Below are 15014 nucleotides of genomic sequence, written 5' to 3'. Positions count from 1 at the left end.
CACATATCTACCCCCAATTCTTTTAGACTTTAATTTATTATCAAATGATCATACTATACACTAAAAAAAGTGTGGATATTTCACAATTATAAGTTATATCCTATCAATCTATTTTTAGATGTATTTACAATTACAATGAAATACATCTAAAAATAAATTGAAAAGGGATGATTTTAGAAATGGTTGGAACGAAATACACTAGTTTTATGGGTAGACCACATCTTTGGGGTATCCCTAGTAATGTAATATCTAACCCAAAAATACGAAAATCAGAAAAACAAGAACTTGATTTCAAAAATGAACCTTACACAAATGCAAAAAATGAGCTTTTAAAAGATAAGCAGTTATATGTAAGTTTAAAATCAGAGTTTAGTTCTTTTACACAAACTCTTAAGAATTTAGCTACTTTTAGAGGTAATGAGAAAAAAGTAACAACATCACAAGATGGTTATATTAAGGTGAAGGCAAATCGTGATGCAATTGATGGAACATTTAATATAACAGTTAAACAACTTGCGGAGCATCACCAAATTGCCTCAAATCCTATTAATGTTGATGAAAAGTTGAATGTAAATGATACTTTGAAAATTAGAGATAAGGATTTAACAATAACAAGTGATATGACGTATAAAGATTTAATTAATCGAATAAATGCTGGAGAGTATGGGGTATCTGCTTATACACATGGTGATAAAATTTTTATAAATGCTAAAAAAGTCGGTGAAGATAATAAAATTGAATTAAAAGATGGGACATCAGATTTATTTAAGAAGATGTTTTATACAAAAATAAAAACAGACCAAATAGATGAATCTAGTAATGAAAAACAGAAATATGTACTCAATACCATTAATACAGCGAAAGATGCAAAATATAGCCTTAATGGGATTGAAGGATCAAGCGCTAGTAACACAATTACGCCACTTCCTGGTGTAGAGATTGAATTACTAAAAGCAACGGAAGTAAGTACAAAGAATACCAATGTTAAGAGTAGTGAATTAAAATTCACAGTAAGTAATTCTGGTGTGTCAGATGCCACTAAACTAATTAAGAAAATGGTCACAGATTATAATCAAGTTGCTTCGTCCTTTGAAGATTTTACGGGACCAATGGGAGTTTTAAATGGGCATGCAATAATGAATGATATTTATCGAGAAATGCGAAATGTAGTCGGATTTACGCAAAATGGTAATACCTTATCTACTTATGGTATTCAATTCAAAGATGACGGAACTATGGTAATAGATGATAAGAAATTAACAAAAGCTTTGGAAGAACAGCCAGAGGTAGCGAAACAATTTTTCTTCAGTCCCAATGGATTAGGTCATACGATTGGAAAATCATTTGAAGAACTCTTTGATAACGATAGTATTATTAGTGAAAGAATTAAAAACATCGACTCACGTTTAAATGATTTAAATAAAGAGTTTCACTATATTGACTATTATAATAATCAAAAACAGGATGAAAATGTTCATAAATATCAAAAATTAGGAATCGCATACGAATTACTTAATTTCCAAATGAATACAATGAGATCATGGATGAGATAGAGAAGAGAATCAATCAAATGTTGAAGGATGATTTTAATATTGTTGAATTCGAATACTAAGTTTTTATTATAAAGGAGGGGGAGAATGAATAATAAAATCTATAAAGAATTTGTAAGTTCTATTTATGACCTAGGTGATTTAAAAATATCAGAAGAAGAATTTCAAAAGAAACAAGAACAATTTAATTGCTGGCTTGTATCTTTGGAAGAAGAAAAAAGACAACAAGTAATAAAACAAATTATGCCCATAATTATGAAAGTTGCAGAGCAGATTCAAGAAAAACAGCAAGCGTTTAAAGATATAATCTCCGTTAACGAAGGAATGATGAAAGCCAATTCACACTATGATAAATATTAAAACGAATAAGGGGAAAATTATTTGCTTTGTCTATTAGAAAGATTAAATGTATAAAAAATAAGATAAATATAATTTGTTTTATTATAAGCTGTTTCTGCTACATAAATAACTAAATCAGGGTTGAGTGTAGAGATAATAATATAATCAAACAAACTGATATTGAAGCTATTTTAAACAAGATAACCGACCTTTTAAAAGAATAAAAAGGACACTCTGACATCTATATAGATTTTAGCAAATGAAAATAATAAATAATGATAGAAATTAGAAAAATAGCCCTTCACCTGACCAAAAAGGTTCCGGGGAAGGGCTATTTTTTTATGTTTTGGCAGGCTGCATTTTGGGTAAAAGTTTACATTCGGTTTTTGTGGAGAAATGAAGTCTATAAAGAACCTTTGTTTCAAAAAATATTTGTTTTTTAGGAGATGCGAAGAGCGTCTTTACGAATGCAAAAAAGGAATCCAATACAGATTCCTTTTTTGTAGGTATTTATATTTTATTTTTAATAATTAAAAGTTATTTTTCAATAACAGCTGAACCAGCATCACTGCTTCCAATCATTCCCCCTACAACGGTTGTAGTATAGATATTGACTGTATCTCCAATATTAATCTCTTGTATTACTTTGGATGATGTTCTAGCTGACATTTTAATCTTGCCATTAGACACTACAAGATAGTTTCCATTCTTACTCACAACTTCCCCTGTGAATTTTATGTAGTTTGAATCTATAGATTCTCCTACTTTTTGGACAATAGAACGTTGTGCATATAAAGTGTGTTCTTTAATTGGTAGATTAGAACCCGTAAAGTTTTCGGCATAGATATTGACTGTATCTCCAATATTTATATTTTCTAACACCTTCTTACGTACATTGGTTTTAATTGTTACATCACCCTGTTTAACCATTAAATAATTAGTTCCCTTTTCAACTACTTTACCTGTTCGCTTATTATTTTTTTCAATAAAGGGTTGAGTAGTATTATTTTGAGGTTTATCAGTTTGTGCAATTGATTGTTTTACTTTAGAAATTGAATCTGCAGATGCAATGATTACATCGTGCATACCAATCTTTTTATATTGCCATTTATCTTTATTCGTAACTTTGACTGTGTCACCTGTTTTAAAATTCGAATTATCTGCATTTGGAAAATCTATATCTACTATTTGTTTCTTTCCTTCGGAATCTTTATACTCAACTGTTGCATAGTAATCATCCGCATCTGTTATTACACCAACTATAAAGTTTTCACCTTGTTTGGTTGATTCTATACTATTTTGGGACAAATTCGTTACTTTAGAATTTGAATCTGCAAAAATACCAGATGGAAATGCCAACAATGTTCCTGTAATAATTCCTGCCGCTATAAGTTTATTCTTCATTAAAATTTACTCCTTAAAATAGTTTTGCACGTTGGTGAATGAATATATACCAGCGATGTGTAACCATTATAGTTACAATTAATAAAAATAGTCAATGAAAAAAACATTACACTTTTGTAAGGTTGAAGGTTTGTCATTTTTTTAAAAGATTTAGATAGAAAAACGTAGCATAATGAATTTGTAATGGATGAAATTTTATTAGTGAATTTTATTTTTAAGTATCATTCAAAAATAAAATTCAATTCCTTGACATACAGGGATTGACTGAAATGTGTCTAAACGCACATTATCAAGACATAAATCCCCAAAAAAGCTTAAAATCAAAGGCCCTACATATTATATATGACTAATATGTTAGAGCCTTTGATTTTGGGCAATAAATTTTGAAACTAGATTTAAACAGTATTTTTCCCTATTTGGGTAGAAATAAATAAAGTCCTATAAACGATCGCTTATGGATATAAAGATGTTATGTGCTGAACATAATATCTTTATAATTTACTGTACGTTATATTAATCCAATTAAAAGATAAATGGCAGTTCCCCAAATAAACAGGGCAGAGCATTTGTTGAATATGGTCATTAAACCTCCTGTTCCATCTATCTTCTTCATGACTGTACCGGCGAGCGATAACCCAAAGAACCAAACCCAGGATACTGTAATACATGTGATTGTAAAAATAATTTGTTCCATTCCGACATATTTTAATGCACTTGTCCCAATAACACCGACTATATCTAAGAGAGCATGAGGGTTTAATAAAGAAACCGATAAAGCAAAGATAACTTGTTGGCGGATTGGTAATGCTTTATTTGTTTCACTTGTTGTTGGCTCAGACCTCCAAATAACGTATCCCATGTAAAGTAAAAATAAAATACCAGCAATCATTAGGCTAAGTCGTAGCCATTCAAATTGTAAAACGATAGTGGATAGCCCAAAAACAGCTAAAAGAATTAAAAAAGTATCACATAGTGCAGCTGTAACAGCCACCGGAAGTGCACGAATTAGTTTTGGCTGTGTGGCTCCTTGTGAAAATACAAATACATTCTGTACCCCTAAAGGTAAAATGAGTCCGAATGCTAAGATTATTCCATGAACAATGGCTTCCATATAATCAACTCCCTTTCAATTACTATCGTACTATGATAAAACTAAAAGAAAACAACCAATTGGATGGTTTTTTATCCACCCAATTTAGGAGGGAATTAGATGAAATGGAAACCAAATCGTCATTCTCATTTGACCGTTCAAGAGCAAATTGTAGATTGGATAAAGTTTCATATTGAGCAAGGTGATTGGACTGTTGGTACAAAAATTCCAACACAGCGCCAACTTGCAACACAATTTAACGTGAACCGAAGTACTGTACAACTTGCGCTTGATGAATTAAAGGCAGATGGTTTGATCGAATCTAAAGTGGGATCAGGGATATTTGTGGCCAATAATTCGTGGAATGTGCTTCTGAACAGATCTCAACCAAATTGGCAGCAACACATTGAGTCGAGTATTTATAAACCAAACTACCACACGATTCAACTCATCAACGAATATGAGCAAATGGATCATATCATCCGTCTTGGAACAGGTGAATTATCACCAGAATTACTTCCAACGAAACAAATTGAACAAGCGTTAAAAAAGATTTCACTTGAATCAAAGGCAATTGGTTATTCATCACCACAAGGAAGTGAAAAGCTTCGGGGAATTTTATGTAATTATTTAAAAAAACGTGGTATTCAAACAGCACCAGAGAACATTTTAATTGTTTCAGGTGCACTTCAAGCACTCCAATTAATTGCAGTTGGATTATTAGAAGAAGGATCCATTGTCTTCCAAGAACAACCTTCGTATTTAAATTCTGTGCATCCCTTTCAATCCACTGGAATGCGTATGATTTCAGTTTTACGAGACGTACATTTGACAGACAATTTACGTTCACTCAAAAGAAAAAGACAATCTTTATTTTACTGTGTGCCAACATTACATAATCCGACAGGATATACTTGGTCGGTAAAAGAAAAGAAAAACCTATACAATACATGCAAAGAGCTACAAATCCCGATTATTGAAGATGATGTGTATCACGAACTGTTATTTGAATCATTTTCTCCTGCCATAAAGTCATTTGATACATCAGGGCAAGTTCTTTATATCGGTAGTGTATCCAAAACGCTAAGTCCGGGATTACGGATCGGTTGGGTTGTTGCACCTTCACCTGTAATTGGGCGATTAGCTGATATTAAAATGCAAACAGATTATGGTTCAAGTGCCTTTTCCCAAGAAATCGTCGCACACTGGATATCATCCGATTTATACGAAAAGCATCTGATTACACTTCGTAAACAATTGAAAAGAAGGGCTACATTTGTAGAAGAAATATTAGAACATCACTTTCAAAAAATCGCTACGTGGAAAAAGTCTGAGGGTGGTTTTTATATATGGCTCAGGTTTCATGAACCTATTGTAAATAAAGCGCTATTTTTAAAGTTACTTAAACAAAATGTTCTGATTAATCCAGGTTATATATATGATCCAAGCGATTTACACCATATTCGTCTTTCTTATGCCTACGCATCATTGGAAGAATTAAAAAAAGGACTAAATATTTTACTAGAACTAAGCCGGCATTAATTACTATCTTAAATGCATTAATACTCCATTTGTGTATTTCCCTAAAATATATATTATTGTATAAAATCCATGAAAAGACGTTAGTACCCCTTTATCAGACTGTATGTTTCTTTCTATATGTGCAGAAAATCAAAGCATAGAATTCTATAATATCAAGGTTTTCTAGTTATAATCACGTTCATATAGTGTGTAAATAATTCAAAGTCCAATTAATCTTTGGGTTGTATCTTTCTGTACATGTATTTATCTTTTAAAGATGCTGATAGGATAAGATTTTGTAGTCCTTAGCGTACAATTTTCCCAGAATGATATAGTGACCCCATATAGCTATTTAAGGGAATTCAGCTCATTTTTTCATTTTGGGGGCATTTATTTTTCTTAAGTTGATGGATGTGGGGTACTACCAATAAAACACGGTTTATTGGTTCCTTTTTGTCTTAGATTAATATGATTCTATTTGAAAATCTATAAGATTAAAGCATTAGAACATCTTATCTCCGAATTGGCATCAAACGCCAATAAGTAAAGCATCGCCAGATCCATTCTATTGGTCCATAATAAAAATACTTTAACCAAACATTACTAACCAGAATTTGCATAATCCATGTGATTAAGCATACACCAAATAAAATGAGAAGTGGTTGAAAATAAGGAACTAACATTGGCACGATAAATATTCCTATAGCAGTTTGCCCCAGATAATTGCTCATCGCCATTTTACCGTAAGCTTGTAAAGGGTATAAAATATGACTGCCTATCTTACTATTTATTAGGGCAAGTAAGATGATGATGTAAGTTAGCATTAATAATGGTTGCGAAATGATTAATATAACATATACCGGTTTAGGGGTAGTTATTAATATCTGAGAAATGACAGCAATAACGGAAATACTACTAAGGATGATTATTAACCACTTGTGAAGTGTAGGACGGCTCTTTAACTTTTTCAAAACATCCATTTTCATTAGTGTAAATCCTTCTATAAAGTAAACTAAAAATGAAGTCAACGATGTAATTATGTGAAGAACATCTAAGAAAAGAGGTATGTCCGACTTTCTTCCATACAACCAATCATAAGCTAAAATACTTATCATAATATCCAAAATTTGCAAACAAACAGTTATTATAAATAACAATTTTGGTGGTATTTTATGCAGTGCCAATAGTACCAATCCGACCAGTGCGTATGGAAGCAAGACATCGCCATTCCAAATGAGTGAATGGAGGTATCCTATTATTGCTAATACAATCATGCGACGAATGTACAAGAGGTACGGTTTGCCTTTTGCTTCAGCACGACTTAAGAATATAGCTGCACCAGCTCCAAATAATAAAGAAAAAATAGCATAGAACTTTCCAGTAAAGAAAATATTAAGCCAATTATTATCTAGTAATAAGTTGATGGATATTCCTGAAATTTGAACGAAATTAAAGATGTTAACTAAGAATATACCTATTAAAGCAAACCCCCTAATGATATCTAGTTCAACCATTCTATTTTGTTTTGGAAAGCTTTCTTTCTTATCTGTCACGATCCTTTTACCCTCCTAATATTAATCAGTATCTAATCTGAATGAAGATAAAAAATACAATTATAAGATCAATTAACCCTAAAATAGATAACATTCATTTTTTTCATTGTGCTATACCACGTTCACTATTTTTATTTGGTCATTATTTTGTAGTATGTGATATAAATATATTTGTATACCAATACATATAATTATTCCCATGGTATATTCGTCACGTACATTACATGATTAATCCCTCTACAATTTTCATTTTCTATGAGTACGTTCTATTTTTTAATTTCTCTTTTTCAAAGATTTTCGCTCGTCATTTTTATTATCTTACAAAAGTGTAATGTTCATGTCATGTTTTTGAATTTCTTCTTTAAAGAAAAAACTTTAAGATAACTCTATAAGAAAAACAAACGAGGTGAACGAGTTGAAAAAAAACATTGCACTTTTTAGTATTTTAATCGTATTTGCAACGATGTTAGTTGGTTGTGATTTAAACCGTACGGGAAAAGATCAATATTATGTTCAAATTACAACTGATGCAAAAATAGAGTCCGGTGTATCTAAAGAGGGGCACAACTATACAGATTATAATTATGAATTACAAGGTTTTGATGAAAAAGGTAATGAACAAACAGTGAAATTTGATGGACGTAAAAAACTTCGTAAAGAAGCATTCTTACGAGTATACTACTCTGACAAAAGAGGTGTAACAGCTTGGGAAGAAGTAAAAAAAGACGAGCTTCCTGCAAAAGTGAAAGAAAAATTAAGTGTGAAATAATGAAGAAAGAGTTGACCCAAAGGTCAACTCTTTTATTTTGGGGACTCGCCACTTGGCCATCAAGCTAAAGTTTTAATATCCCCCAAAAATGAAAGTTTTCTTTCACTTTAGTTAATTACTTTGAGAAGTCAGCGTATTTTTATATAATCGTGAATAAATAAAAAAAGCATCTCAACAGATGCTTTTTATTTATTCTTTTTAAAAGTTATCACATTATATGTTTTGCTCATTTTTTCGTAGAATAAACGTTTATCACGCTTAAAAATATGCAATACAAAATGCAATAAGATTAGACCATTGAAAATACAGAATAACAGGAGAAAAGCTATATCTAATTGCTGGTTCAAGGTTCTAGCAGCAAAAAGAATATAATTTATACCACCAATCCCATAGTACAACAAGCCATAGCGTTTGCATAACTCAATAAAAGTAACCCTTTCACCTTGGCCTTTTACTCTAAAATGAAGGACCCATTTTCCAAATGTTTTCCCATTCGTAAAATAAGGTAAAACAATAAAATAACCAAATATCAAAATGAATACAAGGAAAAGATCATCTAGTGTCTCTACAGGGTTAAATATAGATGTAATTGAGACTTGCAAGTTAAATACTAAAGGAGACACAATACTAATAACTATCCAGTCAATCCAAAGGGCAAGGAAACGACGTGTCATACGAACTGGTTCATTTACAGGGTCTACCTTTTCATCCATTTCCTTTACATCTGGTAAGAAATATGCAAATACTGGTGCAATCATATATCCTACAAATCCGCCAAGTGTGTTTAAGAATAAGTCGTCAACATCAAATAAACGATATGGACAATTGTATAATCCGTAGAATCCCGTTAATTGAGTAACTTCGAAAAATAAAGAAACGAAAAAGGTAATAATAACTGTTTGTAATAGATTTCGACGGAAATAATACCGTAAATAAATGCCTAATGGTAGTAATAATAAAAAGTTAAATGCTACTTGTAAAAATGCACGCTCTTTTAAAATTCCAATGTATGACATTGGATTCGCAAAATTTACCTTTGTTTCTCTAAAAATGTCCATAATGGAAGCAAAAGGTGTTATTTGATAATGCTGTGTTCCTGGACGTTGCAGGCTACACGTATCAAAGGTTGTTGGAAAAGGTAAAATAATTAAATAATATGCCGTCATTGCAAACAACAATAAGGAATATAAAACAAACGTACGTAAATAATTAATATACCCGTGCTTCCGATATTGCCAAACTAAAAAAGGAATTAACAAAATATAGCCCGCGATTAGAAATGTAATCATCGCTGTCTTAATCGGGAATAAATAAGTGCCCAAGTTTTTCACCTTCCAAAATATAAGGTTCACTATTATAACAAATTCTTCTTTTTTTTTCATTCAAATCATTCTTAATTTGAATGTATTTATATCAATAGGTTGTACGTTCAATCGAGAGGAATGTAATTCCTCCTAGGCTGGTAATTCATTAAATGCAATTTTAAATTATACTCTACACAAACATATATCCTACTATAGTTCCTATGATTGACAATCCTAAAATAGTTCCAATTACAATAATGTGACGTTTACGGTTCATTACAAGAAGAGCAATATATTCCCGAATCATTGCATTAGGCCAATAATACAACGCTGTTTTTGAACCAATTCCTTGGCTATTAAGACCAGCTTTTTTTGCATATAACCCAGCGCGGAATAGATGAAAATTATTCGTAGTAAAGATGCTATTATAATTACCGTTCGCCTTTAAAGAATCCATGATTTGTTTTGAGAAAAGCATGTTTTCATATGTATTTACAGAACAATTTTCCTGCACAGTATGCTCGATAGGAATTCCTTTTTCAATAGCGTATTTTTGCATCGCTTCAGCTTCAGGAAGATTTTCATCATGACCTTGTCCCCCAGAGAAAATAATTATTGGTGGAGTTGTTACAGCTACTTGTTTCCAGTAGAAATCAATTGCTTTATTAATTCGACTTGCTAAAAGTGGTGGTACTTTATCATTAATCAATCCACTGCCAAGAACAATGATAAAATCTTGATTATATTTAGGTCGATTGAATTGATAAAGAAAATAAGCTGTTAAGAAATTAAATAAGTTAGCAAACAAATAGAAAACAATTAGATATATTCCTAAGTATAGTGACTGAAGCTCCATAGATAAAAATCTAGAAGGGTCGATAATAGAAATTATTATTAAAAGCAAAAGACAAATTCCAAAAAGAAGAGTTAAATAATTAGAAAAACGTCGTCCTTCTTTTTTCATTAAAATTCTCGCATTAATAAACATTCCTACCATTAAGACATATACTCCAAAACTGAAAACAATACTAACTACAATTATAGGAATAAGTCCAATAACAAGTGAAAATGGATTTTGTGAGCCAAAAGCTAAATAAATAAGTAAAATACTAAATGAACCAAAAAATAGATTGAATAACAAACCGTTAATTGTCCTTCTAGGATCTGTTAAATAAGAATATAGAAAAATTGCCAGAAAGACAATCGTACTAAATCCAAATAATAGGAACATAAGCATAATTTCTTAATACCTCCTTTATTAAACAATTAATTATACATCATATTATGTTATATAATAATATTTTTTATTTACTTCTTTTATAAATTTTCTATGAGTGCTAAAAAACATTGTATGACGTGACAGCAAGTTTTTTGCAGTATTACAAAAGTGTAATCTTCATGTCATGTAATTGAATTTCTTTATAAAAGTAAATAAATTATGATGTTAATATAATAAACAAGAAGGAGTAAATAACTATGAAAAGATATGTTGCACTTATGAGTATTATGGTTATATTTTCTACTATGTTAGTTGGTTGTGGTAACATTAATAACATAATCAACCGCACTGGAAAGGATGTATACTACGTTCAACTTACACAGGAACCTAAAAAAGAAACAAAAAAGACTAGAGAAGGACATGTTGTGGATGACTATGATTATTCATTACCTGGATTTGACGAAAAAGGAATAGAAAAGAAAATAGAATTCACTGAACATAGAAAACTTCGTAATGATGCGTTCCTCCGTATATATCACTCTGATGACAGTGGTGTAACATCTTGGGAAGAAGTACAAATAGATGACCTCCCAACGAAAGTAAAAGAAAAATTAAGTGTCAAGTAATGAAAATATAATGATGAACTTAAACAAAGGTATTCTTATAAGAAACGCTATAAATGTTCGATAAGCTAAAATAAAATTTATATCCATATGATCAAAAAACGCTATTATTTTTGTAGAAATATACAGAAAGGATGGCGTTTTTGGTATGAATTTATCAATTTCTGATGAATTAAAATTATTTTCTCAAGAATTACATCGCTATATGTCACCACATGCTTTAGAATGTTTAGCTAGAGAAATAGGATTTGTCCAACGAAAAAGCAAATATTGTGCACAAGATTTAGTAGCTCTATGCGTCTGGTTAAGCGAAAACATAGCGAATACTTTATTGACACAATTATGTAGTCGATTAGAAGTTAACACAGGTATTTCTATGAGTCCAGAAGGACTTAATCAACGTTTTAACCTCCAGGCTGTACAGTTTTTACAACAATTCTTAGCACATTTACTTCACCAACAATTTTGTTCTTCTTGTAAGATTTCAACTTTGTATACAAACTATTTTCAGCGTATTCGTGTATTAGATTCTACACATTTTCAAATTCCGGATAAATTCACTTCTACATATCAAGGTTCAGGTAGTAGTGGTCAAAATGCTGGCGTGAAAATTCAGCTAGAGTATGATTTACTAAGTGGTCAGTTTCTATATATTCATGTAGGATCAGGAAAGCACAATGATAAAACTTATGCTCCTACTTGTTTAACGTCCCTACAACCGAACGATGTATGTATACGGGATTTAGGATACTTCGACTTAAAAGACCTACATACTATAGAAGAATGTAATGCTTATTTTATTTCAAGATTAAAACTCAATACACGTATATATCAGAAGAATAAAGAGCCTGAATACTTTCAAAATGGAACAATAAAAAAGCACTCTGAGTACATCCAATTAGATATGGAACAATTCATTGACCAATTACAGTCAGGTGAAACATATGAAATTCCTGAGATTTATATTGGAATGTATCAAAAACTTCCTGCGAGACTGATTCTATATAAATTAACGGAAACGCAAATGAAACGTAGGCAAAAGGATTTGGCATCTAAAGAGCACAAGAAGCAAATTACCTATAGAGAACGCAGTAAGCGTCTCAGCGCAATTAACTTTTATATTACCAATATTTCTTCGGAATATTTACCAAAAGAACAAGTATATGATTTTTACTCCTTACGTTGGCAAATTGAACTGATATTTAAAACATGGAAATCGTTTTTTCGTATTCAACAGTGTAACTCTGTAAAGTTGGAACGATTAGAGTGTCACCTGTATGGACAATTAATTAGCATTCTTCTTTGTTCCTCTACTATGTACAAAATGCGCCACTTACTCCTTGTCAAAAAGAAACGAGAACTAAGCGAATATAAAGCGGTCTATATCATTAAAGATTACTACCTACTTATATATCAATCTCTACAACAAAACAATCAGGAACTATCAAAGACCTTCCTTCGTTTGTTCAACCTCTTACATAAAAACGAACGAAAGTCTCATTGTTACGAGAAGAAAACAGTCTTTGATATCTTGGGTGTCGTATATAATTGTTCCGCATTTCGTAATAATGTAGCTTAAATAAAAAAATGAAACCCGTTAGGGTTTATTTAGTATGCAGATTTTTAAATAATCCATATTAATTCTTTGGCAAACAGAAAAAATCTAATTGATTTGATTTTTTCTTACTTTTAGCTTGATGGATATGGGATACCGCCACACATCCATCAACTTAAGAAAAATAAACGCCCCCAAAACGAAAAAATGAGCTTTTTTGTTACAAGTTATTAAAAATTTTGTACCCTGGAATGTCCCGCCTATTAAAATAGATTTTATAAACTTCTCTGCATTTTATCTTTACATCAGTATGGTATTCTTATTCTCTGTAGATGCCTGTGCTAAATTTATTAGTAATAGAAATAGTAAAATTTTTTTATTAACTAAAATATATTAGAATTATTTATTCTATAAAAATCATCTAAATTATGAGGGATATATAACATGCAAAGAAAAATTTTGATTGTGGAAGATGAAGATATTTTACGTGAAATCGTGAAAGATTATTTATTAAATGAGGGATATGAGGTACTAGAGGCAACAGATGGAAAAGAAGCATTATCTATATTTGAAGAACATGAGGTACATTTAATCATTCTAGATATTATGTTGCCAGAATTAGATGGTTGGTCAGTTTGTCGACGAATTCGTAAGACATCTAATGTACCAATTATTATGCTAACAGCTCGTGTGGATGAAGATGATACATTACTTGGATTTGAACTAGGAGCGGATGATTATGTTACAAAGCCATACAGTCCACCAATTTTATTAGCAAGAGCAAAGCGATTAATTGAAAGTCGATACTCTTCAGTCATTAGCGTAACTAATGAAGATACATTAATGAGTAGTGGTATCTATATACATTTTCCTTCACGTACTGCAACTTTAGATAAGGAAGCTATAAGTTTGACACACACGGAGTTTGAAATATTAACATATTTAATGCAAAATCAGGGGATTGTTATTACGAGAGAACAACTGATCACTAAAATATGGGGTTATGAATTTGCTGGGGATGATCGCACCATCAATAGTCATATTCGAAATTTACGTCATAAATTGGGAAAAAAGGCAAATCATATTGTAACAGTGGTAAGAGCTGGATATAAATTTGAGGGAGAAATATGAAAAAAGGAATTGTTTTAAAATTATTTTTATTAACAACAGCTTTATGCATGTTGATTTTAGCAACCATCTTTATTGGACAAACAATATTCTTTAAACAGTATTATACGAATAGAAAAATAAATGATATGAAAACAAGTATGAAATCTTTCGAAAAAAAATACTTAAATAGTGAAGGTAATGTACAAGCTATTCAAAAGCTAGAACAAGAATTTTATCAAGAAAATAATGCATTAATTACAATATTAGATAGTAATGCCAATTTAAAATATACAAATGATTTTTATGTAGAAGTGAAAGTGGATAATTCTGATGAGAAGGATTTAGATAATAAGGTACTCACAATCCCTTTATACAATCTAATAAGTTTAGAAGATATTTCAAGCGAAAAATTACCAGTAGGAGCAAGGATATATGGTTATGGAATAAATAAAAATTCTAATGTGATTCCTTATGAGTTGGGAAGAGAGAGAAGTGGATTGCTTTGGCAAAATAAGAAAATATCAATAAAAGTAGATGAAATTCTTTTAAAAGAAAAATTAAGATTAAATGAGGCCCATGTGAAAGAGAAATCATCAACGTTCCCAAGTAAAGAACCTAATGAGATTGATAAAAATCATGCTCCTACAGTTTTCTTTAATGGGGAAATTACTAAAATTAAAATACCTGATAGAAACGAGAAAACAACTACAATTTATACAAATGAATTATTTATGAAAAATATAAGAGAATTTCAAATGAATTTATTATTCAATGAAAGTAAAAATCATCATGGTTCTTTCCAAATGCTTGATTATAAGAAAAATGACATAAAATATAAAGTATTAATATCACCGATAAAAGAAAAAGATGGAGCAACGACATATATTTTTGTTATGACATCTTTACAGCCTGTTGATGAAGCTGTTCAAATGATACAAGACTATTACATGTATATTATTGTATTTGTATTGATACTT

The 15014-nt window shown here is 30.8% G+C and carries 12 protein-coding genes and 1 pseudogene; 8 read left to right on the top strand and 5 right to left on the bottom strand.

Annotated elements, in window-relative coordinates; translation table 11 throughout:
• Positions 1-179 precede the first annotated feature (179 nt).
• Together MR143_RS30880 and MR143_RS30875 are read left to right on the top strand one after the other, a co-directional pair.
• Positions 180-1553, top strand: a complete 1374-nt coding sequence (locus tag MR143_RS30880) for a flagellar hook-associated protein 2 (RefSeq protein WP_242281246.1) — start codon at positions 180-182, stop codon at positions 1551-1553.
• Positions 1554-1637: 84 nt separating this feature from the next.
• Complete coding sequence (locus MR143_RS30875) at positions 1638-1910, top strand: flagellar biosynthesis protein FlgG (RefSeq protein WP_199697448.1); 273 nt, start codon at positions 1638-1640, stop codon at positions 1908-1910.
• 516 nt (positions 1911-2426) lie between these two features.
• On the opposite strand, the gene MR143_RS30870 is transcribed toward MR143_RS30875, so the two are convergent.
• The gene (locus MR143_RS30870) at positions 2427-3293 is read right to left on the bottom strand and encodes a hypothetical protein (protein ID WP_199697449.1); all 867 of its coding nucleotides are present in this window, start codon (positions 3291-3293) and stop codon (positions 2427-2429) included.
• Between the two features lie 508 nt (positions 3294-3801).
• Positions 3802-4404, bottom strand: a complete 603-nt coding sequence (locus MR143_RS30865) for a LysE/ArgO family amino acid transporter (protein WP_199697450.1) — start codon at positions 4402-4404, stop codon at positions 3802-3804.
• Positions 4405-4503: 99 nt separating this feature from the next.
• Between MR143_RS30865 and MR143_RS30860 the strand changes: the two genes are divergently transcribed.
• Positions 4504-5925, top strand: a complete 1422-nt coding sequence (locus MR143_RS30860) for an aminotransferase-like domain-containing protein (RefSeq protein ID WP_199697451.1) — start codon at positions 4504-4506, stop codon at positions 5923-5925.
• 491 nt (positions 5926-6416) lie between these two features.
• Here MR143_RS30860 and MR143_RS30855 read toward each other — a convergent pair whose 3' ends face one another.
• Positions 6417-7457 carry a DUF418 domain-containing protein gene (locus tag MR143_RS30855; protein WP_242281245.1) on the bottom strand — a complete coding sequence of 347 codons (1041 nt, stop codon included), beginning with the start codon at positions 7455-7457 and terminating at the stop codon, positions 6417-6419.
• A gap of 415 nt (positions 7458-7872) precedes the next feature.
• Between MR143_RS30855 and MR143_RS30850 the strand changes: the two genes are divergently transcribed.
• Positions 7873-8226 (top strand): YxeA family protein, encoded by a 354-nt coding sequence (locus MR143_RS30850; protein WP_199697453.1) that lies wholly within the window; start codon positions 7873-7875, stop codon positions 8224-8226.
• 185 nt (positions 8227-8411) lie between these two features.
• Here the strand turns inward: MR143_RS30850 and MR143_RS30845 are convergent, their stop codons facing one another.
• Positions 8412-9548 carry a VanZ family protein gene (locus MR143_RS30845; protein ID WP_242281244.1) on the bottom strand — a complete coding sequence of 379 codons (1137 nt, stop codon included), beginning with the start codon at positions 9546-9548 and terminating at the stop codon, positions 8412-8414.
• Positions 9549-9720: 172 nt separating this feature from the next.
• Complete coding sequence (locus tag MR143_RS30840) at positions 9721-10767, bottom strand: YdcF family protein (RefSeq protein WP_374267763.1); 1047 nt, start codon at positions 10765-10767, stop codon at positions 9721-9723.
• A gap of 239 nt (positions 10768-11006) precedes the next feature.
• On the opposite strand from MR143_RS30840, the gene MR143_RS30835 reads away from it, so the two are divergent.
• From MR143_RS30835 to MR143_RS30820, 4 genes and pseudogenes are all read left to right on the top strand, one after another.
• On the top strand, positions 11007-11375 hold the full coding sequence (locus MR143_RS30835; protein ID WP_199697455.1) for a YxeA family protein: 369 nt from the start codon (positions 11007-11009) through the stop codon (positions 11373-11375).
• A 145-nt stretch (positions 11376-11520) separates the two neighbouring features.
• Entirely contained in the window at positions 11521-12951 is a 1431-nt protein-coding gene (locus tag MR143_RS30830) for an IS4 family transposase (RefSeq protein ID WP_242281243.1), read from the top strand.
• 420 nt (positions 12952-13371) lie between these two features.
• Positions 13372-14058, top strand: coding sequence for a response regulator transcription factor (locus MR143_RS30825; protein WP_242281242.1), 687 nt, complete (start codon positions 13372-13374; stop codon positions 14056-14058).
• Positions 14055-15014: pseudogene (locus MR143_RS30820) on the top strand (two-component sensor histidine kinase); the annotation flags it as partial. The gene MR143_RS30825 and the pseudogene MR143_RS30820, both read left to right, overlap by 4 nt.

The sequence above is a fragment of the Bacillus cereus group sp. BfR-BA-01347 genome (assembly GCF_022663835.1).
Taxonomy (GTDB): domain Bacteria; phylum Bacillota; class Bacilli; order Bacillales; family Bacillaceae_G; genus Bacillus_A; species Bacillus_A thuringiensis_K.
Note: the sequence above shows the minus strand (reverse complement) of the source record. Positions and strands in the feature narration are given on the sequence as shown.